The following is a 24,061-nucleotide window of genomic DNA, read 5'->3' as shown; positions in this document are numbered from 1 at the left end:
CACACGTCCCGCACACTGTGGCGCTCCTGCGAATTCGCAGGACGGAAAACACCCTGCCCCGAAGGGCGCCGGAGAGGACGGAGGCCAGCAAATACGGTGCGCGTGGGGTCGGTTACATGTGCAATGCCACCGGCGCTCCGGGGGTGGGTCACTCGGTAGAGTGAGCCACCTGAACAGTCCGGCAGAGCGTGGCGCAGCAAGGGGGACCCGTGTCGTTCGAGGAAGAGTGGGCTCAGCAGAAGGGCGAGGTGGCCGAGCGCCACTCGTCGCAGACGCGGTTGAACCAGCTCCCCGCCGACCAAGGGGCCACCCCGCAGCCGCCCTTGCTGGGCAGCAGCAGCTCCCCGGACCTGGCCACCACGCCCGCCAAGAAGAAGAAGGCGGCGAACAGCATCGAGAACAACATCGAGCCGGGGACCAGGACCGCCGCCGACGCCGCCGACGAGTCGGTCCGCGGCGCCATCGCCGAGTTCACGGGATGGGAAACGGCCACCGGACTGAAGAAGGCCCACCACCAGTGGGACGAGCAGGTCAAAAGGCTGATGGGGCGCCTGAGCCAGGAGAAGTCGGCGCTCCGCGACACGGCCGTCCTTTTCAGCAACAACGACTTGGAGACCGAGGCCGGCTTCGCGCCGGTGAAGTCGTCCAAGGTGTCGGGTATCTAGGGGGAACCGATGCCTACGTACGAAGAGATCATGCAGATAAAGCTGTCCGTGCTCACCACGGCCGCGGACGGCTGGAAGACGATGGCGGGCAAGTTCAAGACGCTGGAAGACCTGTACGAGGACGACGTGCAGAGCATATCCAAGGGGCAGCTCTGGACGGGTGAGAGCGCCTCCGTCTCCTCGACGAACTTCTCGATGACGCGCAATGAGTACGACGCCGCGCAAAAAGAGGCGAAGGCGATGGAGTCACTCCTTCGCGACGCCCATGGACAGCTCACCGAGCTGATCGGCCGGGTCAAGTCCGCGGTGACGGAGGCCAAGGAAGCCGGGATGAAGGTTTCGGGCCAGGGCACCGCGAGCTATGACTTCAGCAAGGTCGACGCGCAGACGAAATACACCATCCAGCACGACCCCGAACTCCGGAACGTCGAGAATTCCTACACCCAGAAGATCGCCGACGCGGTCAAGGCCGTGACGGAATACGATCACGACATCAAGGTGGCCCTGCTGCAGGCGTCGGGGGCCGACAAGCCGGGCCCCTTCGGATTCAACGCGAACCCGGTGAACGACGTCGAGGCCGTCGAAGCGCTCAACCTCACGGAGAAGGTCCGTTCCGGCGATGCTTCCGAGAAGGAGCTGAAGCAGTACCGGGACATCATGAACGAGAACTCCAAGGACCAGCATTTCAGCGAGGCCTACATCCACGGCCTCGGCGCGAAAGGCACCTTGGAGCTGGCCGACAAGATGGAGCTCGCGGCCAACGAACGGGGCGCTTCGAAGGCGGACCAGAAGCTCTACGACTCGATCAACACCAGCCTGGCGAACACCGTCGCCTCGGGCACGAAGGATCCGTCCGGTTACGCCTACAAGCCCTTCGTCGAGGGGCTCAAGGACATCGGCACGGACAACATGGGCGACAATCTGCGGCCGGTGAACGGCTACCAGACCGCGGTCACCCTCATGCAGCACGGCAACGGTTACGGGAAGCAGTTCCTCAACGACGTCGCGAACGACGTCATCGCCGCCGAGAAGGCCAACCCGAACGTCTGGCTGCACCACGTCGACTCCAGCCGCCCCACCCTGGAGAACGACCCGCTGGACGGGCTCCTGGGCATCATGAGCAAGGACCCGGAAGCGGCGACGTACTTCCTCGACCCGGAGGCCGAGGGAAACAAGAACGAGCACCTCAAGTACCTGCTGACGGAACGCAAGGAATGGCCCGACGAGTACTTCTCGGGCCCCGGCGCGGTCATGGACGTCGAGGACCAGGGCAAGGCCACGGGGCTGGGAGCGGCCATCCAGGCCGCCGCCACCGGGCACGAGCCGGGAGAGAAGCTGGGCGAGGCCGGTCCGCACAGCGAGGGCCAGGCGCGTGTCATGCACAACGCCATCCGCTACCTGGACAGCGAGATGGGCGGCGACGAGTTCCCGGAGGACCTGGAGAACCTGCGCCAGCCGATGGCCAAGGCGATGGCGGACTACGTCTCCGACACCCACATCATTCTCAACGGTGAGGACTCGAACTACGGCGGCTCCGGCGGCCAGGACTCCATCTACGGATCGGGCGACAAGTCCCACATCGCCGTCGGCCAGGGAAGCCTCATCCGCGTGATGCGGGGCATCGCGGACGACGCGCCCTCCTTCTCCCTGCTGTACGAAGCGGAGCGGGCCTATTCGGCGGACGTCCTCGCCGAGGCGCCCAGGTTCAGCGGTGACCCCGCCCATGGTGTGAGCGCGGACTGGAACCACCGCGGACACGAAGTCGGAACGGCCATGGGGGCCATGAACGGCATCGGCGCCGACGTCTACAAGGACAAGGAGGAGGACCGGGTCGAATGGGCCGAGGACACCGCTGAGTACTCAGCCATCGGGGCCAACGGGCTCATAGGCGAGATCCCCATCGTGGGCACCGCGGGTGGAGCGCTGATCGACTCCGTCAAGTACGACTGGACGAAGGACGTCACCGACGCGGCCGAGGAGCAGGGCAAGCAGGATTCCAGCGAGAACTACTCCAAGGGAAAGGACGGAACGAACAAGCTCATGGACAAGTGGGGAGAACAGAATGGGATCTCCGGCAGCGGGGCTCACACCACGGCCAAGGACGAGGCGAACGGCGGATACTCCAGCGGGCGCTCGGCCGCGGAAGCCCACCTTGGTTAGCGGGCGCGGCGGTACGGCTGTCGCGTGTGCGGTGGTGTCGCTGGCGATCGCGGTGTCCGGGTGCACGTCCGGTGACACCGCCGAGCCCCGGTCGAACGGCGAGCTGTGCCGGCTCGGCCAGGATTCCGCCGAGAGCACGTCGCTGCGCGGGCTGGTCGGCGGGAACGACATCAGGACGGAGATCTCCAACGACGACGGCGATCTCGTCGAGAGCATGGAGAACTGGCTGAAGCCGGGCGGCGCGGAGAAGTCCGCGCTCCCGCTGCGCATGTGCTCGTACCGCCCGGAGGCGGCCACCGGAGCGCGCACGGTGAGCCTGGAGTTCGGCTGGCTGCCCCTCGACGAGGCGAACGAACTGCCGGGGCAGGTCCGTCACTACGACCTGAACGGCGCAACCGTCCAGGCCAACGACATCAACGCGAAGCTCACCGTACCCTGCAGGATGCCGGGTGACCTCGGGGACCCGTCCGCCAAGGTCATGCTCGAGGGGCAGGTCTCCAACACCCTCCTCATCGGCACCGACGTCGAGCAGAGGACGGTGGACCAGCAGGTCACCTTCCTCTACCTCATGACCCGCAGGGCCACCGAGGCACTCGGCTGCGAGAACGACCCCCTCGCCAAGGACCCCGTGGTCGAGGCATCGCCCTCGCCCGCCGCCTGAGTCGACGTGGAGGCCGACGGAGAGCCGGTCGTTCGCCCGGGTACTGTCTGCTCGTTCGGGACGGGCCCCGCGTCAGGGGCCGCGCGGGAGGGGTGTCATGAGCGGTACGGGGTCGGTCGACAGCGAGTGGAAGCTGAGCGGTGAAGAGGGCGGAAGGCTCGCGGGCCGGTGGTGGCAGTGGGCACTGGCCGCCCCCGAGGGCCGTAGCCCGGTCGAGGACACGACGGGTGAGCACGCCGCCTGGAACCAGCCGGACGACCTGTGGTTCCTGGCCGGAACCTACGGTGGCCGTGTCGTGCGGCGGTGTGCGCTCCCCTCGGACCGGCCGGTCTTCTTCCCGGTGCTCAACATGCAGCACACCCGCTCGTACTCGAGGGTGCCGCGATCGATGCAGGTGGCGGAAGCCACCGCGTCGCTCAACGGCATCGCGTTGCCGCTGCGGGAGTTCACCGCACCGTTCAGGACGGGGCTGACGCAGCGCTACGCGTGGGGTATCTGGGGCGGTGTCTCGCCGCTGCTTCCCGGCCAGTACGTACTGGAGATCAAGGCCAGGGCCACGAACGGCTTCTGGGTCGACACCACGTACCACCTGGAGTCGGTGGCCTCCTGAACGGCGCGGGCCCGGCAGTCCGGCTCCTCGCATGCCGGACGGCCGGGCCTGCCGCTACGATCACGGCTCATCGCGGCAGCGACACCGGGGAGGGCTCCATGACCGAGGGCGGCATCAGCAGAGGTACCGGCAGCACCGACGGCGGCGCAGACGTCCCCCGGGCGGCCGTGGACGAGGCCGCCGACGTCCGGCTGACGTATCTGCCGCAGCCTTCGGACACCCTGGCCGGTCTCCGGGTACGCGCGCGGATCAAGAAGACCGGGCTGGTGCTGCGCTGGGCGTTCGCCGGCCTGTGGGCCGGTCAGTGGCTGCTCGCGACCGCGGGCAGGGGAAGTGCCGACGCGGTCTCGACCCTTCTGACCGTGTTCGTCGTCCTGATGGTGTGGGGCTACCCGCGGACCCAGGCCGCCCAGGTGCAGCGGCTCGTCGGGTGGCAGGGCGAGTACCGGGTCACCGTCTCCCCGGCCGGCGTGAGCTGTACGAACGACCACAGCACGCTGACCCAGAAGTGGTCCCTCTTCCGGGGCTACCGGGAGGCGCCGGACCACTTCGTCCTGCTCAGCAAGGACCCCAACATCATGTGCCTCGACGTCCTTCCCAAGCGCGCCGCCCGGGACGCCGGCGACCTGGACCGGCTGCGGGCCCTCCTGGACCAGCACACCACCCGGGTCTGACGCGACGGGCCGCCCGGATCGTCCCGGCCCCGGTCGGGCGGCGGCACCGTTTATCCCGGATCAACCGTATGTCCATGGGAAGGGCCCAGCCTGGCCGTACGCAGGCTCTGCGTCCGAACAGCGGGGGACATCGTGTTACGGATCCACTTCACCGGCCAGGACCTGGAACGGATCAGCCTCGCGCGGGGCCCCGATCCGCTCTGGGAGATCGTGTGCAGCCTGTGCCGCCTTCAGACGAGAGACGGCGTCCTCGCCTTCGGTCCGTGGCGCCGGGAGGTGCGCGACCGGCTCGGACGGGACGGGCCGGCCCGCCGTGCCGCGATGGCGCTGCGCAGTCTGGTGCCGTACGCCACGTACATCCCGGACTTCCTGACCCCGCCCGTCGAAGGCGGGAGCACCGGTCTGCGGGACGGGGTCGAGCGGGTGCTGGTGACTCCGCGCCGGCAACTCCGGCGCGAGCTGGGCCTGCTGGCGGCCTCGGGCGGGAAGCCCTTCGCCGGAGCGGCGCTCGCGCGGGGTGACGCGGAGGCGATGAAGCAGCTGGGAAGCGGACTGCGTGTCTACCACGAGGCGTTCCTCGATCCGGCGCGCGAGCGGATCGGTGCGGCCGTCAGCGCGGATGTCGCCTGGCGCTCCCGAGCCCTGGTGACCGGCGGGACACGGGGGCTGCTCGCCACTTTCCGGCCGATGGCGGTGTGGCGCCCGCCGGTACTCGAAGTGGACTACCCGGTCGAGCGGGATCTGCGCCTGGAGGGCCGGGGGCTGCTGCTCGTGCCCTCGTACTTCTGCTGGCGGCGGCCGATCAGCCTCGTCGACGACTCCCTGCGGCCCGTACTGGTCTACCCCGTCGACAAGACGGTGCTCCCGGTGCCGGACACCGGTGCCACCCCACTCACCGGGCTGCTCGGTCCCACCCGTGCGGCGCTGCTCAAGGAGGCCGCCGAGCAGACGTGCGGGACGACGTCCGAGCTGGCGGCGGCGGTGGGGATCTCCCTGCCCAGCGGGAGCCAGCAGCTGGCGGTGCTGCGGGACGCGGGCCTGCTGACGAGCCGCCGGGCGGGCAGGCACGTCCTGCACTCGGTGACGCCGCTGGGGCTCCGCCTGCTCGGCGGCCGATTTGGCTGAGGCCGAAGTGTGGTGCGCGGCGGGTGGCCGCGGCCGGAACCTGCTGGTGCAGGGAAACCACGACGGAGGGAATCCGATGAACCACTTCAAGCGTGCGCTCGCGGGCGGTGCCGCGTCCCTCGCTCTCGCGTCCGGGCTGCTGGCCGCCGGCGCGGGTCCGGCGTCCGCCGCACAGAGCGACTGTCCCGTCGGGGCCGTGTGCATCTACCCCGAGGGCAAGAGCGAGAAGACCACCAAACCGACCAACATCTACTACTCCCGCGGGGTGCACAAGCTCTACAACCAGGAGAACTTCCACTGGGTCTACAACAACCAGACGGACGGCTGGACCGTGCGGCTGTGCACGGGCGGCAACGGCACGGGCTGCGGGACCGCCCTCCAGCCGGACTACCTGTGGTGGGTGAACCTCTCGCCGATCAACTCGATCCTCATCGAGCCGTAGGGCGCGGAGCTCGTGGGGTTCGCGGCACGCACGTGCTCGCGGCGGCGAAGGGCCCGCCCACCCCGGACATGGGGTGGGCGGACCCTTCGCTCAGAAGCACGCGCGGGAGCGGGCGGGCGTCAGCCGATCTCGGCGCCGTACGCCGCCAGCGCCTCGGGCACCGGCTGGAAGAACGTCTCGCCGCCCGATGAGCAGTCGCCGCTGCCGCCCGAGGTCAGGCCGATCGCGGTGTCGCCCGAGAAGAGCGAGCCGCCGCTGTCGCCGGGCTCGGCGCAGACCGTGGTCTGGATGAGGCCGTTGACGATGTCGCCGTTGCCGTAGTTGACGGTGGCGTCCAGGGCGGTGACCTCACCGTCGTGGACCTGGGTGGTGGAGCCGCTGCGGGTCACCGACATGCCGACGGTCGCCTCCCCCGCCTTGGTGATCGCCTGGGTGGAACCGTCGTAGAGGTCCACCTCGCTGGGGTGCTCCACGTCGGAAGTGTACTTGACCAGGCCGTAGTCGTTGTCGGGGAAGCTGGAGCCCTCGTTGGCGCCGATCTCCGCGCCGCCCTGTGTGTCGGACCAGCTGGTGATCGACTCGGTGCAGTGGCCGGCGGTCAGGAAGTAGGGCTCGCCGTCCTTGACGACGTTGAAGCCCAGCGAGCAGCGTCCACCGCCGCCCCAGATCGCGTCGCCGCCCGCGATGAGGGGCTTGAACTCCCCTGCGGACTTCTTGAGTTCGGCCTTGGAGCCGAGACCTTCGACGACCTTGCCGAGCTTGTCCCAGGCCGCGCCTTCGACGGTGCGGTCCGCGGTGACGACGACCTTGTTGCTGACCGGGTCGACGGCCCACGAGGTACCGGGGATGGTGGCCTTGTCGGCGAGGGTCTGCCTGGCGGTCGTCAGCTCGGCGAGCGTGTGCTGAACCAGTCTGGCCTTGCCGCCCGCCTGACGGACCTCCTCGGCCGCCGCCTCGTCGACGACGTTCACGACGAGGTTCTCGGCCTCGGCGTCGTAGTAGGCGCCCGCCGTGTCGCCGCCCAGGGTCTTGTGCAGGGTGGAGGCGAGATTTCCGGCCGCGTGAGCGGTGAGGGTGCGCGCGGTGAACTCGGGAACGTCATCACTGGCGTTCGCGGACTGGAAGGTGACTCCAGCCGCGACCAGGGCGAGGACGGCCGATCCGGCCAGGGTCACACGCTTCCTGGATATGCGTCGGTGCTTCAACTTACGACCTCCTGTGGGGCCGTGCTCGGGCAAGTGGGGTACCCGGAACACGGAGGATGGGGCGCCCACTATTCCGACGCGGCGGATAGCACACAAGGTCGACTTCAGGACGCGCACACGACAGCAACCGTTCACCCGCGACGCGTTCACAAGCGGCTGCCGCACACGTCGGTTCCGTTCGCGAACACCCGGTGCAACCGGAGATGGCCGGCGGGTGAGGACTAGTCCTGTCCTGTAATCGCCCCTGGAGTCCGCATGCTGTGCAGAGCGCTCCTGAAGCCGAACACCCGGCGAGCGCCCCCCGAACGTCACCGAACGTCCCCGACACCACCGGTCGGTTGCGAAAGGGAGTGCCGGTATCGCTCGCGATAGGTCATCATCGAACAGGCAGTACACATCGGGCACTTGGTGCCCGGTCCGCGCACTTGGTGACCGAGTGGAGGGGGCGGCGTGCCGAATCGAGTTCGCGTGGCGGACGGACGGCATCTGACGGTCGTACGTCAGGGGGACCCACGAGGCAGACCGGTGTTCCTCCTCCACGGGATGCCGGGCAGCAGGCTGGGCCCCGCTCCTCGCGGGATGGTCCTCTACCAGCGCAACATGCAGCTGATCTCCTACGACCGCCCCGGCTACGGCGGCTCGGACCGGCTGCCGGGACGCCGGGTGATGGACGTTGCCGAAGACGTGCGGACCATCGCCGACTCTCTCGATCTGGAGCGCTTCGCCGTGGTCGGGCGCTCCGGCGGCGCCCCGCACGCGCTGGCCTGCGCGGCACTGATGCCCGAACGGGTCACCCGTGCCGCCGCGCTGGTGAGTCTGGCCCCCCGGGATGCCGAGGGGCTCGACTGGTTCGACGGGATGGCCGCCTCGAACGTGCTCGCCTACTCCCGGGCCGCATTGGACCCGGAAGGGCTGGCGGAGTCCTTCATCAGCCGCTCGGCGGAGATCCGGCAGAACCCGGTCCAGCTCCTGGACGATCTGCGTCGGGAACTGACCGATTCCGACCGGACCGTGGTCAACGACGCCGGAATCCGCACCATGCTCCTCGACAACTTCCGCGAAGGGCTGCGCACGTCGGCGTACGGCTGGATCGACGACGCGCTCGCGTTCTCCCGGCCGTGGGGGTTCGACCCCGCCGACATCACGTGCCCGGTGATGCTGTGGCACGGCGTGAAGGACGTGTTCTCCCCGGTCGGGCACTCCCGCTGGCTGGCCGGGCAGATCCCGGGCGCCACCGCGGTCCTGGAGCCGGCGGCGGCGCACTTCGACGCGCTGTCCGTGCTTCCCACCGTGCTCAACTGGCTGCTGGACGAGCGGGAAGCCGCGGTCTGCTGACCACCGAGGGCTCCGGGCTCCAGGAGCCCGGAGCCCTCGGGCTCACACCGACATGGGTTCCAGCTCGCGCTGGAACCTCTCCTCCGTCCTCGCTATCCGCGTCAGCGGGTGGTCGTCACCGAGCTGCCGGGCCAGCTCGTCGCCTGTCTCCACCCGCAGCCTCAGCGCCTCGTCACCGCGTCCCATCGCGTCGAGCGTGACCGCGAGGTTCGAGGTCATGGCCAGGGTCTCCGGGTGGTGCGCCCCGAGGACCTCCCTGAGCTGCCCGGCCACCTTGCGCTCCGTCTCCAGTGCGATGTCGAGCTCGCCCCGTTCCGCCGTCGCGTTGGCCAGGTTCATCACGCAGAGCAGGGTGTTCGGGTGCTCACGCCCGAACACCTCACGCATCAGACCGACCACCCGCGTCAGCAGCTTCTCCGCCTCCTGGGACGCGCCGGCGCCGGAGAGGTAGACACCGAGGTTGTTCTGGGCGGCCAGGGTGTACGGATGCCGCTCGCCCGGCACCTTCATGTACTGGTCGACCACCTCCTGCGCGGCGTCCCTGGCCGCGCCGGCGTCCCCCGCGGCGTAGAGGTCGGCCGCCATGTTGAGGTCACAGGCCAGCGACTCGGGGTTGGCCGAGGTGTACTTGGACCGGTACCTGGCCCGGGTGGCCACCGTCAGCCTGCGCGCGTCCTCCAGCTGGCCCGCCCTGCGCAGGGACACCGCCAGGCTCTTGGCAGCGGTCAGCGTCGTGGGGTAGGTCCGGCCGAGGGTGGCCTTGTAGCTGTCGTACGTACGGCTGAGCAGCCCGACAGAGTCCTCGTAGCGCCCGACCTCACGCAGGTCGCGGGCCAGGCTGATCGCGGAGGAGAGGCTGTACGGGTGCTCGGGGCCCAGGACCTCGGACCGGAGGTCATAAACGTCCTGGTCGATCTCCCTGGCCCGGGCGTACTGCCCGACGCTGCGCAGGTTGAGCGCCAGGTTGTTGGCCGCGGCCAGCGTCCTGGGGTGCCGGTCGTGGAAGATCTGGCTGAAGCCCTCGTGCGCGGCGGTCGCCAGCTCGATGGCCTTGGTGTAGTCACCGAGCAGACCCAGGTCGATGGCCAGGCTGCTGGTGGTCATGTAGGTGTGCGGATGCTCCGGCCCCAGCACCTCGCGCTGCCGGCTCAGCGTGAACTCGTCGAGCTCCTTGGCCTCCACGTACCGGCCACGGGTACGCATGATGTTGGAGAGGTGGAAGCAGAGGTACAGGTACTGGAGGTCCCGCTCCCCGAGCATCTCCTCCCAGGTCTCGCGGAGCTCGTCGCCGAGCCGGCCCGCCGTCCTGACGTCCCCGCGCTTCCAGAGGTAGCGCACGCGGTCGATCAGAAGCCTGCGGGTCTCCGGTTCCCTGCAGTTGCGCGCGTCGGACGGGCCGAGATGCGGCCAGATCGTGGAGAAGCGCGGCCAGGTCTCGGGGTTGTCGATCGGCTCGTCGTCATCGGGCCTGGCACCGGCCAGGATCCGGTGGACGACGTGCCGGGCCTCCCGCTGCTCCTCGTCGCTGAGCTGGGCCCTGATCACCGCCTGCACCAGGCGGTGCACCTGGATGGAGTTCGACACCTGGTCGACCTTGGCGAGGGCGAAACGGCCGATCTCCCGGATGACCCGGCCCAGGACCAGCTTCTCCTGGAGCGAGGCGTCGTACGGCTTCAGCGCCTCGATCATCTCCTTGCTGTAGAGGAGATTCGCGGAGATCGGCTCGGGTGCGAAGAACGCGCAGAGCTGGAGCAGCCGCACCGCGGCGGGCGAGCGCTCCTTGAGACGCTCGATGGAGATGTTCCACGTGGCCGCGACGGGCTGGGGGTAACCGGCCGGCTGGTTCAGGGCCAGGACCTGCGGGGCCTGCTGCGCGAGCTGCTCCAGATAGGTGTCGATCGGGGTCGCGGTCTCCGCGATCCAGGCAGCCGCCTGCTCGACGGCGAGCGGAAGGTCTCCGACCGCCGTGGCCACCTGTGCGGCGTCCTCGTTGCTCAGTCCCGGCGCCCGGCGCTGGAGGTGCTCGATCGACTCCTCCCGCAGGAAGACGTCGACGGGGAGCGCGTCACCGTGCTGGGACCAGGTCTGGTTCCTGGACGTCACGAGGATGTGCCCCGAGCCGCCCTGGGGGAAGTAGCGCCTGAGGCGTTCGGGATCGTCGGCGTTGTCGAACACCAGTAGCCAGCGCTCCGAGGGCACGCCCCGGCGCAGCAGGTCCACCGCCTCCTGCGAGGCGGCCCCCATGTCGTCGCCTCCCTGGGCGCCCAGCCGTACGGCGAGCTCGGCGAGGCTGGCCACGACGTCGTCGATCTGTTCGGAGGATATCCACCACACCAGGTCGTAGTCGGCCATGAAGCGGTGCACGTACTCCAGGGCGACCTGGGTCTTGCCCACTCCCCCGAGGCCGTACAGCGTCTGCGGCTGCGGCAGTACGACGGCCATGCCTCCGCCGAGCTGGTCGCGCATCCGCTCCAGGACCAGGGAGCGCCCGGTGAAGCCGGGGTTGCGCGGTGGTGCGTTCCAGATCCTCGGCACGGTGCCGGGGAACCTGGGGCCGGGCGCGGCGCCGTCACCGAGCTGCACCGGCCGGTCCAGAGCGCGCATCAGGGCCGTGGTGGCGTGCACCTCGTCGAGCCGGAACAGGTCGACCGGGTTGCGGTCGATGTACGGCGCGGAGAGACGGACGTCGCTGACCCTCAGCGGCAGCAGCTGGCGCCTGCCCCCACCGGGATCCTCGGAGACCGAGCGCTCCCACAGGTCCACCGCGCGCTGGGACTTGAGGTAGGCGCTGGAGAGCAGCACGACGGTCCGGGCCGCCGTCTCGGCCACGGCCTGCGTGGCGTCGGCGGCACCGTTGTCGGCGGAGACGTCACGCGGAACCACACGGAAGCCCGCGCGGGTCAGGACCGATTCGATCCAGTCGGCCCACATCCGGTTCTCCGCCACATAGCTGAGGAAGAGATCCGCGGGCAGCGCGGGCCTGCGCCGGGTGAACGCGTCACGGATGCGCAGCCGCACCTCCTCGCCCACCTGCGGCATGGAGGTGATCTCCTGCTGTGTGACGACAGCGGTGAGACGTTCGAAGGCGGACAGGAGGGAGTTGCTGAGCCCGGCCTCGTCGCCGAAGGTGGCGAGGGTCTCCTCGTACGCGTAGTACGGGCGGTAGGGGATCTCCACCGCGCCCCAGTAGGCGGTGAGTTCGTCCCCGGAGAGGTCCCGGGGCAGCCGGTCGAACTTGAGTCGCGCCAGGGCCCGGCCGGCGTCGGCCTTCTCCTTCTCGCCCTCGTCGATGCGCATCGGGACGGGGAAGATGGCGATGGGCCGCCCCGTGTAGCGCTCGGCGATCTGCCGCGCGACGGAGGCAGCGCCGTCGATGGACTGGTCGCTGAGGGTGAAGCAGTCGACGAGTACGTCCGGGAGGTGGACGGTGCAGATGTCGGCGATGTCGCTGAGGCCCGTACGGCTGTCGATGAGGACGTAGTCGTAGTTGGCCTTCATGTCGTCCCGCAGGGCGTCGAAGAAGTGGCCGCCGCCGAGCCGGTCGTAGAAGTTGTCCCAGTCGAAGGTGGAGACGGTCGCGGAGTACTCGCGGTTCTGCCGGCCCGCGGAGACGAAGTCGAGGGTGCCGCCCCTCGGGAACTCCCAGCCGAGCGCCTCCGGGGTGAGCGAGACCGCGTGCGGCTGGATACGGGCGTAGTCCCGGTGCCAGTCCTCGGACCGCTGGGCGGGGTTGGTCGCGGCCCAGGCGTATTCGGTGATCAGGTCGATCACCCCGGTGGTGGCCCCGAGCGTCGAGGGGTCGAGGAAGGGGTGGAAGAAGCGGTGGAGTCCCGGGGCTTCCAGGTCCCAGTCGACGGCCAGCACCCGTTTGCCGTTGGCCGCGAGGATCCAGGCGGTGTTGGCCAGGGCCATGGTGCGCCCCGTGCCGCCCTTGTACGAGTAGAAAGTGACGATGCGCCCGTCACGACCGGCTGTCATACGTCCTCCGCATCCATCGCAGGGTCGTGCATGTCGGGTATGAACTGCGTGCTGCCCATGGGCCCCATCAGGCGCGTCCGTTCACTGTGTCGCCCACCCGCTGGCGGGTAGGCCGTGGCATGTCTCAGATACTGCTGGGCGGCCACCTCGACCACTTGGGGAAGGACCTGTCCGAACGCCTCCATGCTGGGTACCCCCTTGGCCGCGGCACGGCAGAAGGCCCGCCCCTGCCGCATCTTGACCGGCATCGTCTGTTCGAGCTTCTCGATCAGTGCGGCCTCTGAGGCTCTGCTCTGATGGTCCTCCCGGCACCATGGCACGACCATGGTCACCCAGGGCCGGTTCTCCGCGTCGAACGCGGCGAGCCTGCGCCTGCGGTCCTCGTCCTCCAGGGCCCAGCGGTCGACGACGAGTATTTCCGGGGTGCTGGGGGACTGCTTTCCCTCCGGCTGCCCGGGCCCTTCGTCGAACGACGTTATGACCGCCTGGTAGTTGAGGGAGCGCACCAGTTCCTCGGCGACGTAGGCCAGGGGCCGGGCGGCGGCCGGGTGGTAGGGATTCCACTCCTGCGGATTGTCCCCGTAGTACTCCGGGTTGCGGCCTTCAGGCAGGTCGTGGCGGGTCGGTGCGGCGATGGTGATCCGCATCGGCCTCGGTGCGCCCACGCCGCTGTCCGGAGGGCCGAAGGCGCTGGGGACGAGGCGGTAGTCGAACGGCCTGCCGGAGTCGAGCCGCACGGTGTCGGCGACGTTGACGATGCGTTTGGCCAGTTCGTAGACGGCCCGTTCGTATTCCTGGGCGAACAGCCTGAGTTTGATCAGACCGTAGAGCCCGTCGCTGACGTAGCGGTCCCCGAAGTCACGGTGATTGAACTGCAACCGCTCTGCGGGGCCCGGGAGTTGGCTCGGCGGAACCGGAACCCAGAGCGCCGGCACGATCGCCTCGGCCGGCTGGTTGGACCGGGCCCTGTGGTGAATGGCCCGCTGCTCGAAGGCGTACCACTCCTTGCCGCACATCTCGCTGGCGAAGTAGCGCGGCGAGAACAGCGGTACGAAGACCCGGCAGCTCGCCAGCACGCTGCCGAGCCGCTCGGACCAGCCCTCGCCGGAGCGTATCTCCCGGTCCATGAATCCGGCCGCCGCACCCGCGGGCAGATTGGTCATGGCCATCACATGACCGCAGAGATCTTGGAAAAGCCGTTCGACCCACATGTCTGGGTCCGATCCACCGCCGTACCCCGGTGTATGCGCGTAGCTCAGAAAAAAGTACGGCCGATGGTCCGCTCGCTGTTGCGTCATGCGTGCACACGACCCCCGTCCTGTGTGAGCACCCGCATCCCAGGACAATGGAGAGGGTGCGAGCGAATTCATCATTCCGGAGCGGACTGTGCTCCACCCCCATGGCGTTCGGTCATTCAACGCCGCTTTTCAGTCATCCATACCCAGGATTCATCGAACAGGTTCTTGATCCACCGTATTCGTGCGGATGTTCATCCCACTTGTCCCATGTACACCTCTCACCTCGTCCCGGAGTGAGACGAGCAGCCTCTTTCCTCCCACGGTCGGTTCGGCGGCCCGTTCCATCATGTCGAGTGCCTCCGGAACACCGTCCATGAATGCGGGATCGAGTGCGGAGAGACCCACCCGTTCATAAGCGATGGACAGCAGTCCGGAAAAAGGGATCTTCATATGGTGATCCCAGGGGGACCGGTATTTCCAGGCGCCGTCCAGCGCGTACAGATCGGTCACGTCCAGCAGCGCCCGCAGCCGGGCGCGCCGCAGCGCCCGCAGCAGCGAGAGGGCGAGCTCCCGGGTGTCTCCGGTCATCACGAGGCCGATGGAGCCGTAGCCGTGTGGCCGCCCCGTGTTCCGGCCCTCGACGAGTGGGGTGAGCGTGGTCAGCCGCTCCACGGCGTCCGTCGTCTGCCCGGGCGCGGACCGCTCCAGCAGCTCCCACGCCCGGCCGACGGCCTCGATCCAGGCCTCTGCCTCGGCCGGCCCGAGCCTCGGCGCCGCGGGAGCCTCGAAGCAGTCGCGGTAGGGATCGAGGTCGTCCAGGACGAAGCCGGGTGTGCCGCCCAGGGCGAAGTGCCGCACCGGGAGCCAGCCGGGACCCTCCGCCGCGCTCCGGACCGTCCTGGACCCACCGCCGTCCTCCCGCCGGACCGTGAACCCTTCACCCTCGGCCCGCACCCGGACCCTGCCCGCCTCGCCGGGCCCGCCGACGCGCAGCTCGCCGAGCGTGGGGAGGAAGAGCCTGCCGTCCCGGAAGTCCGCCGGGACCTCGAGGCCGGTGCCGGCCCGCACCGCCGCCGCCGCGACGTACGACGGCAGCCTCAGCGCCTGGCCGACGGCCTCGGGCCGCTCGGCGTGCAACCCCTCCAGGACGTCCAGCAGCCATGTGCGCGTGTACGGGTGCGCCAGGACGTGGTCGAGTCCCGCGGCGCCCTCGGCGGATGCCTCCAGGGCGCCCGCGAGCCCCCACGCCTCGTCCCACCGGGCGCCGCCGCGGCCGTCCAGCGTGCCGTGGAGGGCGGCGAGCAGCGTGCGGGTCAGGTCGTGCTGCCCGGCGGCGAGTTCCCGCGGGCCGGACAGTGCCGGGGACACCATGGCCGCGCCCGTGCGCGCCTCGATCCCCCGTACCAGCGCCTCCAGGTCGGCACAGTAGACGGACGGGTTGTCGAAGTCGTTCGCCGGGCTGTACCGGTGCGTGTAGAGCCCGCCGCCGCACGAGCGCACGACGGGGCACTTGCGGCACGTCTCGCTGACGCCGGCGAGGCCGAGCTGCCGCGCCTGGACCCCGGGGTGGGCGGCGACGTCGTCGAAGGAGTGGGAGAACACGTCGAAGCCGGTGGCGGCCGCGCCCTCGTAGGCGCTCTTGAGCGAGTCGACCTGCTCCAGCTGGCCGTCCGTCTCGACGACCACCAGATCGGTGGGGGCGAGGCCCAGGGACTCCGTGAGGCTCGGGCCGCCGCCCAGTGTGGAGAGCACCGAGGAGAACAGCCGCACCGGCACCGGCCTCCCCTGGTCCTGCCAGCGGTCGAAGATCGCGAGGATCCACTCGGCGTAGGCCGTGGGCGATCCGTCGGGGCGGGGCGGCGGCTCCTCCCAGGTGGCGTGCGGCAGGAGGAAGTCGATCAGCGGGGGGTCGAGTGCGACCAGGGCGTCGAGCACCGCGTGCGGGTCGTTCTCGATGTCGATGGTGCACAGCAGGCCGAGGTTGAGGTGGCTGTAGCGGTCCTGCCGGAGCAGTTCGACCGCTTTCAGGACCAGTGGATGGCTGCTGCGTCCGTCGGCGAAGCGCCGGTGGCGGTCGTTGGCCTCGCGGTCTCCGTCCAGGGAGATGCCCACCTTGACGTCGAACTCGTCGAAGAGGTCGAGATAGCGGGGGCTGAGCTGGAGGCCGTTGGTGTGGATCCGGAGATCGAGCTCGGCGATGCCGGCGAGGGCTGATCCGAACTCCTCGCAGACGCGTCGGAGTCGGGCCGGACCGGCGAGCAGAGGCTCCCCTCCGTGCAGGATCACTGACACGGAGGGCAGTGCGTGTGTCTTCGCGTGCTCGGCAAGGCGCTGAGCCGTCTTGGAGATGACTTGATCAGAAACCGTCTTCGGCCGGGTTCTCCAGCTCTGATCCGCATGTTCGTAGACATAGCAATGATCGCAGGCGAGGTCACACCTGCTGTGAACCTTCAGAATGATTTCGCGGAACGGGACCGCGGGGCCTGTCATTCCACCACTCTAGTGCAGCAGTGCCTTGATTCCGGCGGTCCACCACCGGGACCGACCGAAAGGGTGGAATTCTTACAGCTTTACGGCTCCGAGGGCCCGCACCGCGTCTACAGCGAGGAGTTGAAAGTGGAGATCTGCGTCGGGCGGCCGCCTGCCGTCGCGAGCACCCTGCCCATCTTCTCGGCTGCTGCACTGCCGGTTGCTTCGATCTTCGCAAGCGGCACACGACTCTTCGCTACAGCGAAGTTCGGGGTGGATTCGTAGGTCTTCACGGCCGTCCTTGATGGGCTCGTTCCGGACACGGAAACAGCACCGGCACCTGCACCATTGCAGTGTCCGGCGGCACGACTTTACTCTCATGGCCCCGGTGTGCAACTCGGCTCGTACAGCCGTAACCCGAGTGATTTCCAGGACTACTCCAAATGGATGGGAACCCTTTCATCCGAGGCCGGGGGACCACCTACATCGAATACAGGAGTGACCATGGCAGCGATTCCCGGACCTCTGCAGAGCATGGTCTTCCGAAGCGCTGATCTGCCCGCACTCTTCCACCACACCGATGCCGTCGCCGTCGCACGCCAGCGTGAGGCGGTCAACACCACCCGGGGGCAGCTGGTCCTGCTCGTACTGGGCACCGTACCCGCTGCCCTGCCCTGGCACATCGAGGTCGGTGAAAATCTACAACTCCTGGACGCCATCGCTGTGTTGGCGTACCTCGGTGTCCTGATCACGACCTACCTCGCCTCCCGCCGCAAAGCAAAGTCGCATTGGCAACTCAACCGCTCCGCAGCGGAGTTCATCAAGTCGAACTGCTGGCGCTACGCCGTCCACGGCTCCCCCTTCGACACCGGCACCCAGCACCCGGAGGCGGTGTTCGCCAGCCGGCTGGAGGAAGGGCTCCAGGAGCTGCGGAAGGTGGGGTGGGACGACCCCAGGGAGGATCTGGGCGATTCGGGTGGCGGTCTCATCACCGCGTCCATGCGGGAGTTGCGGGACAAGGCGTTCACCGTACGCAAGGAGACCTACATCCGGGACCGGCTGATCGAGCAGCGGCGCTGGTACCGCAGGCGCAGGCTGGTGTCGCGGCGCGGAGCGCTCGTGTGGTCGAGCACCATCGCCGCGCTCACGCTGCCCGCACTGGTCCTGGCGGTGTCGCAGACCTTCGGCGGTGCCGGGTCCTTCGCGCTGACGGGGACCTTCTCCGCCGCCGCTGCCGCGTGCCTCGCCTGGAACGAGATGCGCCGCCACCACCCGCTGGTGACCGCCCACTCGCTGGTCGAGGACGACCTGGAGAACATGCAAGCCGCGATGGAGACCACCCTCACCGAGCGCCAGTGGGCGGCGGCCGTCTTCGAGACCGAGCGGATCGTCTCGCCCGAACACACGGACTGGCTGGTCAGGCACCGGATGTGAGGACCCGTGGGACCGGTCGGCGCCCGTCCGGCCGGATCACCACGAGGACCGTGCGGTCAGCCGCGCTCCACGCCGTCCAGCCAGATCACCGTGACCGGCCGTCCGAGACTTCGGGCGTACGTCACGATGTCGCCCGTGCCTCCGAGGCCCCGGGCGGGTCTGCCGTCCCAGACCGCGAGCAGCCGGTCGCAGTGGTCCGCGATGTAGGCGCCCGCCGCGTAGTAGGCCTCGTCGGTGGAGTGCGGGAAGTCCATCAGGATCTCGCGGGTGGCACGGGCCTTGAGATACCGGTAGCGCGCGAGTTCCGCCTCGTCGAAGCCGGCCTCGTAGTCCCCGCTGGGGACGACCACGGTCAGCTCCGCGCCGTGGGCGAGCGCCAGGTCGGCGAAGAGCTGGTCGGCGCCGACCGCCAGGCTGGAGAGCGCCTCCAGGGAGCCCTCGTGGCCGCAGAGCGCCGCCCGCAGCTGCTCCAGCACATGGTCGTGGACCTCTTGGGGGATGGAGCGATGACCGGTCACTCCGATGCGTTTCACGGACCTGGAACCCCCTGGTGTCGACGGGGGCCCGGAGGGCATCCCTCCGGTCCGGCACAGTATCCGCCCCCGTGATGCCTCTGCGACCGACCGTCCTGACATCTTCTCAAGAGCGGGGGCCCCAGGGGGAGCCCCCGCCGGGGATCGGCGGGGGCTCACGGGAGTGCGGCGATGCCCTGCCGGGTCAGAACACACTGACTCCGTACGCGCTCAGCGCTTCGGTGACGGGCTGGAAGAAGGTCGTCCCACCGCTGGTGCAGTTGCCGCTGCCGCCGGAGGTGAGGCCGATCGCCCTGGTGCCGGAGTAGAGGGGGCCGCCGGAGTCCCCGGGTTCGGCGCACACGTTGGTGCGGATCATGCCGTAGACGATGTCGCCACCGCCGTAGTTGACCGTGGCGTTGAGGCCGGTGACGGAGCCGCTGTGGGTGCCCGTGGTGGAACCCCTGCGGGTGACGGCCATGCCCACGGTGGCGTTGGCCGCGCTGGTGATGTCCTGGCTGCCGACGGTGCCGGACTTGGTGACCGAGGTGTTGGTGTAGCGGACGATGCCGTAGTCGTTGGTCGGGAAGCTGGATCCCGTGGTCGTGCCGAGGACCGTGGTGCGGGCCGAGTTGGACCACCAGGTACCGGCGCCGTCGGTGCAGTGACCGGCGGTCAGGAAGTAGTAGGTGCTGCCGCTGCGGACGTTGAAGCCGAGGGAGCAGCGCCAGCTGGAGGCGTAGATCGCGTCGCCGCCGGAGATGAGCTTGCTGAACTTCCCGGGGGTGCGTTCGATGCGCAGGGCGCCGGCGTTGGCTCCGGCGGCTTCCTTGATCTCGTCGATCTCCGCCTGCGACACGGTGCTGTCCACCGTGACCACGAGCCGTCCGGTCGCCGGGTCGACGTTCCAGGCGGTGCCGGCGACATCCGCGTCGAGCACGGCTTCTCCCGCCGCGCTGAGCTGATCGGCGCCGAACGTCGCGGCCTGGTCGGCGTTGGCCGCCGGGACGGCGAGGGCGGCGACGGCGACGAGACCTGCGGTGACGGCGGTGACGCGGCTTCGTCTCGCCGTGCCGGCGTTGCGGGGGTTGGTGCGCTTGATCCTCACTTTTCGTTCCTCCCGAGGGGAATCGGGGGCCCGCCTGTGGGGTGGCCGGACCCGTGAGGCGCGGCCCGGGGCACGGCGACGCTCCGGGGAAGGTGTTCGGTGATCCGGATGCGTCGTGCTCCTGGCGAGCGCTGCTCGGGAGTATTCGGGGCGTCAACCGGCCGCGCAAGGGCGCCTTTCGGCCGCCCCGGCACGCGGGAGCACCGGCCCCGGCAGCGCTGGGGCTGCCGGGGCCGGTGCTCCCGCGTGCTTGCGTCCGGGGTGGGACGGATCAGCCGTCGATACGGTTCCGCTCCCCCGCCGGGACGCCCACGGTCAGGGTGTTGCCGGGCGGCGGGAAGGGGCAGATGAAGTGATCGGCGAAGGCGCACGGGGGCAGCAGCGCGCGGTTGAAGTCGACCCGGACCCTGCCGTCGGGACCGGGCGCAGGGGGCCGCAGGAAGCGGAAGCGGTAGCTGCCGTTCCCGCTGGTGGTGTCGGCGAAGACGGCCCAGAGCGAGCCGTCGGGCTCGACCGCGGCCTGGAGGGTGTGCTCGGTCCCGTCCACGGTGAAGGCGATCTCACCGGCGAGCCCGAGCCCCCGCTCCCGCCCGTCGGCGTTCTCGACGCGGATGGTGCGGTCGCTCTCGTACGGCCGGAAGGTGCCCTCCAGCGACCAGCGCGGGTCGTAGGGGGTGGCGTCGATGGTCCGGAAGGCGTGCCTGGCCGGTGACTGGGGGTCGAAGTCCCGTACGGCCCACAGTCCTTCACGGCTCAGGACGACCAGCCGTCGCTGCCCCTGCGCCACCCGGGACTCGTCGATGGGGCCCCGGTCGGCACCCAGGCGGACCTCGCCGGTCGGCGGCTTCCCGTCGACGGTCAGCCCCTCGTCGGGGGTGGCGGTGAGCACCACCGCGTCGTCCTCCGCGCGCCACAGCCCCGGCACGGCCGGAATTCGACCCTCCGGGTGGTCGGCGAGCCAGTGGGTGCCGGTGAGGGAGAGCGGGCCGTGCGGCGCGGCGACGGCGACGATCCGCCCCTCGTGCCAGCGCTGCCAGGCGTGGAACTCCTCGCTGTCCTGCTGTGCGTCCGTGCTCATGCGGTCAACCTTTCCATACCGGCTCCGCCAGCCCGAGGTGCGACCTCAGCGTGGAGCCGGTGTATTCGGAGCGGAAGGCTCCGCGTTCCTGGAGGAGTGGGACGACCCGGTCGACGAAGCCGTCGAGGCCGCCCGGGGTGAGATGCGGTACGAGGATGAAGCCGTCGGCCGCGTCGGTGGAGACGAACGTCTCCAGTTCGGCGGCGACCGTCTCCGGGGAGCCGATGAAGGACTGGCGTGCCGTGGACTCGATGACCGTCTGGCGGATGGACAGCCCCTTGGCCTCGGAGAGCGCCCGCCACTTCGCGGCGACGGCGAGCGGGTCCGCGATCCGCACCCTGCCCTGGACCAGCTCGGACTCGGGGTCCGGGTCGGTCTCCGGCAGGGGCCCGTCGGGATCGTACGAGGAGAGGTCGCGGCCCCAGACCTGTTCGAGGGCGAGGATGGCGTTCTGCGGGGAGACCTGCTGCCTGCGGATCTCGGCGGCGTTCTGCTGGGCCTCCGCGTCGGTGTCGCCGAGCACGACGGTGACCCCGGGCATGATCTTCAGGTCCTCGGGCCGCCTGCCGTACTTCGCCAGGCGTGCCTTGACGTCGGCGTAGAAGATCCGGCCTGCCTCCAGGGTGCCGTGCCGGGTGAAGATGACGTCGGCGGCGGACGCGGCGAACTCCCTGCCCTCGTCGGAGTCCCCCGCCTGGATGACGACGGGGTGCCCCTGGGGCGAGCGGGGGACGGTGAACTCCCCGGAGATCTCGAAGTGCTGCCCCGAGTGGGCGAAGGGGCGCGAGGTCCCGTCCGGGGTCCAGGAGTCCCACAGCTCCCGGGCGGTGGCGACGAATTCGGCGGCCCGGGTGTAGCGGTCGGCCCGGTCGAGGTATCCGCCGCGGCGGAAGTTCTCGCCGGTGAAGGCGTCCGAGGAGGTCACCACGTTCCAGGCGGCGCGGCCCGCGCTGAGGTGGTCGAGCGTGGCGAGGCGGCGGGCGAGCTCGTACGGCTCGTTGAAGGTGGCGTTCACCGTGGCGGCGAGGCCGAGGCGTTCGGTGACGGCGGCCAGGGCGCCCAGGACGGTGAGGGACTCGGGGCGGCCCACCACGTCCAGGTCGTGGACGCGGCCGTTGTGCTCGCGCAGCCGCAGCCCTTCCGCGAGGAAGAAGAAGTCGAACTTCCCGCGCTCGGCCGTCCTGGCCAAATGCTCGAAGGAGCTGAAGTCGATCTGGCTCCGGGAGCGGGGATCGGTCCACACGGTGGTGCTGTTGACGCCCGGGAAGTGGGCGGCGAGGTGCATCTGTTTCATGAAGTCCCCCCTGAGGTCCTCGCGGACACGTAGCGGTTGGCCGGCCTGCCCAGGCCCAGGTGCTCGCGGAGTGTGCCGCCCGGGTAGAAGGTGCGGAACAGACTGCGGTGCTGGAGCAGGGCCACGGTCCCGTTGACGATCCGTTCGAGGTCGCGTTCCGGTGTGATGGGGGTGAGGTGGAAGCCGTCGACGGCGCCGCCCCGGTGCCACTGGGTGATGAGTTCGGCGAGGTCGACGGGGCCGCCCCGGAAGTAGGTCCCCCGGCCGGCGAGCTGTGGTCCGCTCTCCAGTCCCGGTTCGGGTGCCGTCTCCGCGTCCCCGAGGTCGACGGTGAGCGCGACCAGGACCCGCAGGGTGTCGGGGTCCCTGCCGTGCGCCGCGGCGGCGCGGCGCAGTTCGTCGCGGAGCGAGGCCGCCTGTTCGGGCGATGTGGCCCGTACGTAGACGACGTCGGCGTGGAGCGCGGCCGGTCCCCTGGCGGGAACGCCGGTGGCGTCGACGACGGTGACGGGACGGCCCTGGGGCGGCCGGGGCACGATGGCCGGTCCCTTGACGGAGAAGGTGCTGCCCTCGAAGTCGATGTAGTGCAGCTTGTCGCGGTCGATGAAGCGGCCGGTGGCGACGTCGCGGATCTCGGCGTCGTCCTCCCAGCTGTCCCAGAGGCGTGCCCCGGCGTCGGCCACCTCGCCCGCCTCCTGCCACAGCGCGGTGGCGGGGGCGGCCGGGCGCCGGCCGAACAGCCTGGCCTCGGCCTCGGTCGTCGACACGTCGACGTGCCAGCCGGCCCTGCCCCTGCTGACCCAGTCGAGGGTGGCGACGGCGGACGAGACGTGGAAGGGCTCGGTGTGGGTGGTGGTCACGGTCGGCACGAGGCCGATCCTGGTGGTGGCCGGGGCGACACGGGCCAGTACGGCGAGCGCGTCGGGGCCGGGGCGGGCGAAGGAGTCGCTCAGGGTGACGAAGTCGAGCGCGCCTCCCTCGGCGAGGCGGGCGAGCGCGACATGGGAGCCGGCGTCGTAGCGCGGGGGGCCGCCGATCTCGGCGGCGAGGTGGAGTGGCCTGGTGGCGGACATGCGGACCTCTCGGGGTCAGTTCTCGGTCTTGGGGAGGCCGGGCGGGTTGATCTCCGACTTCTCGACGGCCTCGTTGGACAGGCCCCAGCGCCCCAGCACCTCGGCGTACGAGCCGTCCTCGATGATGTGGTCGATGGCGGCGCCGTACGCCTCGGCCAGTCCGCTGCCCTTCTTCGTGGTGGCGGCGATCTTCCCCTGGACGCCGTCGCCGCCGCCGGAGAGCGTGCCGATGATCTCGGACTGCCCGGCGGACGCCACGTGGTAGTTGGCGGAGGGGCTCGGGCCGAGATAGGCGTCGATGCGGCCCGACTGGAGGGCCAGGTAGTAGTCGGTGTCCTTCTGGAAGTACGTGATCTCCACCGGCTTCCGCCCGGCCCTGACGTTCTCCTCGCTCCAGTCGACGAGGATCTTCTCCTGGTTGGTGCCGGAGGCGACGGAGATGGTTCTGCCCGCGACGTCGGCTGGGCCCTTCACCTTCCAGCCGGAGCCCTTCTTGGCCTCGAAGGCGATGTTGTCGAGCCGGTAGGTCGCGAAGTCGTACTTCTCCTTGCGCTCCTCGGTCACGGTGACGTTGGAGAGGACCCCGTCGAACTTGGAGCTGTCGAGGCCGACGAAGAGGTTCTCCCAGGAGACCTCCTCGAACTCCGGCTTCAGGCCGAGCGTGTCGGCGATCAGGGTCGCCAGGTCGATCTCGCTGCCGATGCGGGTCTTGTCGTCGGTCGCGTAGAAGCCCAGCGGTGGCGAGGCGTCGGCGCTCGCGCCGAGTCTCAGCGTGCCGCGTTCGCGGACGGCGGCCGGCACCCGGGCCGCGATGGCGTCCACCTTCTTGCCCCTGATCCGGTCCTGGTCGGGACCGATGTTGATGCCCGTGTCCTTCTGGCCCTTCGGGCGGATCACGTCCTCGGTCGCGTCGCTGGCGCCGCAGGCGGCGAGCAGCCCCGCGGCGGTGAGGACGGCGAGGGCGGCGGTGAGGGTGCGGCGGACGGACATGCGACTGCTC

20 protein-coding genes are annotated in these 24,061 nt (G+C 69.7%); 9 read left to right on the top strand and 11 right to left on the bottom strand.

Annotated elements, in window-relative coordinates; translation table 11 throughout:
* Positions 1–209: 209 nt before the first annotated feature.
* The 7 genes from AMK10_RS28505 to AMK10_RS28475 all read left to right on the top strand — a co-directional run bounded on the left by AMK10_RS28505 (position 210) and on the right by AMK10_RS28475 (position 6,337).
* Complete coding sequence (locus tag AMK10_RS28505; protein ID WP_073751210.1) at positions 210–665, top strand: hypothetical protein; 456 nt, start codon at positions 210–212, stop codon at positions 663–665.
* 9 nt (positions 666–674) lie between these two features.
* Positions 675–2,825 (top strand): DUF6571 family protein, encoded by a 2,151-nt coding sequence (locus AMK10_RS28500; RefSeq protein ID WP_073751208.1) that lies wholly within the window; start codon positions 675–677, stop codon positions 2,823–2,825.
* Positions 2,826–2,859: 34 nt separating this feature from the next.
* The gene (locus AMK10_RS28495; RefSeq protein ID WP_143194992.1) at positions 2,860–3,486 is read left to right on the top strand and encodes a hypothetical protein; all 627 of its coding nucleotides are present in this window, start codon (positions 2,860–2,862) and stop codon (positions 3,484–3,486) included.
* Positions 3,487–3,583: 97 nt separating this feature from the next.
* Entirely contained in the window at positions 3,584–4,096 is a 513-nt protein-coding gene (locus AMK10_RS38285) for a hypothetical protein (RefSeq protein WP_073751204.1), read from the top strand.
* A gap of 98 nt (positions 4,097–4,194) precedes the next feature.
* Positions 4,195–4,770 (top strand): YcxB family protein, encoded by a 576-nt coding sequence (locus tag AMK10_RS28485; RefSeq protein WP_107428523.1) that lies wholly within the window; start codon positions 4,195–4,197, stop codon positions 4,768–4,770.
* Between the two features lie 132 nt (positions 4,771–4,902).
* A complete protein-coding gene (locus AMK10_RS28480) occupies positions 4,903–5,895 on the top strand; it encodes an ArsR/SmtB family transcription factor (protein WP_073751202.1) in 993 nt (330 codons plus the stop codon).
* A gap of 76 nt (positions 5,896–5,971) precedes the next feature.
* Positions 5,972–6,337: a hypothetical protein gene (locus tag AMK10_RS28475; RefSeq protein ID WP_073751200.1), complete on the top strand. Its 366-nt coding sequence runs from the start codon at positions 5,972–5,974 to the stop codon at positions 6,335–6,337.
* 119 nt (positions 6,338–6,456) lie between these two features.
* Here AMK10_RS28475 and AMK10_RS28470 read toward each other — a convergent pair whose 3' ends face one another.
* Positions 6,457–7,542: a S1 family peptidase gene (locus AMK10_RS28470; RefSeq protein WP_073751198.1), complete on the bottom strand. Its 1,086-nt coding sequence runs from the start codon at positions 7,540–7,542 to the stop codon at positions 6,457–6,459.
* 450 nt (positions 7,543–7,992) lie between these two features.
* Here AMK10_RS28470 and AMK10_RS28465 point away from each other — a divergent pair, with 450 nt between their 5' ends.
* Positions 7,993–8,877 carry an alpha/beta fold hydrolase gene (locus AMK10_RS28465; protein WP_073751196.1) on the top strand — a complete coding sequence of 295 codons (885 nt, stop codon included), beginning with the start codon at positions 7,993–7,995 and terminating at the stop codon, positions 8,875–8,877.
* Between the two features lie 42 nt (positions 8,878–8,919).
* Here AMK10_RS28465 and fxsT read toward each other — a convergent pair whose 3' ends face one another.
* The 4 genes from fxsT to fxsA form a co-directional block, all read right to left on the bottom strand.
* Complete coding sequence (gene fxsT, locus AMK10_RS28460; RefSeq protein ID WP_073751194.1) at positions 8,920–12,855, bottom strand: FxSxx-COOH system tetratricopeptide repeat protein; 3,936 nt, start codon at positions 12,853–12,855, stop codon at positions 8,920–8,922.
* Positions 12,852–14,153, bottom strand: a complete 1,302-nt coding sequence (fsxC, locus tag AMK10_RS28455) for an FxsC protein (protein ID WP_158070908.1) — start codon at positions 14,151–14,153, stop codon at positions 12,852–12,854. Before fsxC ends, fxsT begins: the two co-directional genes overlap by 4 nt.
* Positions 14,154–14,303: 150 nt before the next feature.
* The gene (gene fxsBH, locus AMK10_RS28450; RefSeq protein WP_073751190.1) at positions 14,304–16,583 is read right to left on the bottom strand and encodes a radical SAM/SPASM protein FxsBH, inactivated beta-hydroxylase extension form; all 2,280 of its coding nucleotides are present in this window, start codon (positions 16,581–16,583) and stop codon (positions 14,304–14,306) included.
* Between the two features lie 107 nt (positions 16,584–16,690).
* Complete coding sequence (gene fxsA, locus AMK10_RS28445) at positions 16,691–16,855, bottom strand: FxSxx-COOH cyclophane-containing RiPP peptide (protein WP_073751188.1); 165 nt, start codon at positions 16,853–16,855, stop codon at positions 16,691–16,693.
* A gap of 211 nt (positions 16,856–17,066) precedes the next feature.
* Here fxsA and AMK10_RS28440 point away from each other — a divergent pair, with 211 nt between their 5' ends.
* Complete coding sequence (locus tag AMK10_RS28440) at positions 17,067–17,996, top strand: DUF4231 domain-containing protein (RefSeq protein WP_073751186.1); 930 nt, start codon at positions 17,067–17,069, stop codon at positions 17,994–17,996.
* A gap of 56 nt (positions 17,997–18,052) precedes the next feature.
* On the opposite strand, the gene AMK10_RS28435 is transcribed toward AMK10_RS28440, so the two are convergent.
* The 6 genes from AMK10_RS28435 to AMK10_RS28410 form a co-directional block, all read right to left on the bottom strand.
* Positions 18,053–18,529, bottom strand: a complete 477-nt coding sequence (locus AMK10_RS28435) for a hypothetical protein (protein ID WP_073751184.1) — start codon at positions 18,527–18,529, stop codon at positions 18,053–18,055.
* Positions 18,530–18,713: 184 nt separating this feature from the next.
* On the bottom strand, positions 18,714–19,616 hold the full coding sequence (locus AMK10_RS28430; protein ID WP_073751182.1) for a S1 family peptidase: 903 nt from the start codon (positions 19,614–19,616) through the stop codon (positions 18,714–18,716).
* Between the two features lie 271 nt (positions 19,617–19,887).
* Positions 19,888–20,694, bottom strand: coding sequence for a DUF1684 domain-containing protein (locus AMK10_RS28425; protein WP_073751180.1), 807 nt, complete (start codon positions 20,692–20,694; stop codon positions 19,888–19,890).
* A 4-nt stretch (positions 20,695–20,698) separates the two neighbouring features.
* Entirely contained in the window at positions 20,699–21,988 is a 1,290-nt protein-coding gene (locus AMK10_RS28420) for an NtaA/DmoA family FMN-dependent monooxygenase (protein ID WP_073751178.1), read from the bottom strand.
* Positions 21,985–23,061, bottom strand: coding sequence for an LLM class flavin-dependent oxidoreductase (locus tag AMK10_RS28415; RefSeq protein WP_073751176.1), 1,077 nt, complete (start codon positions 23,059–23,061; stop codon positions 21,985–21,987). The genes AMK10_RS28420 and AMK10_RS28415 overlap by 4 nt, the downstream gene beginning before the upstream one ends.
* A gap of 15 nt (positions 23,062–23,076) precedes the next feature.
* Positions 23,077–24,051 (bottom strand): ABC transporter substrate-binding protein, encoded by a 975-nt coding sequence (locus AMK10_RS28410; protein WP_073751174.1) that lies wholly within the window; start codon positions 24,049–24,051, stop codon positions 23,077–23,079.
* Positions 24,052–24,061: the final 10 nt, after the last annotated feature.

Source organism: Streptomyces sp. CB02058 (assembly GCF_001905505.1).
Taxonomy (GTDB): Bacteria; Actinomycetota; Actinomycetes; order Streptomycetales; family Streptomycetaceae; genus Streptomyces.
This window is presented reverse-complemented; position numbering and strand designations above follow the sequence as displayed.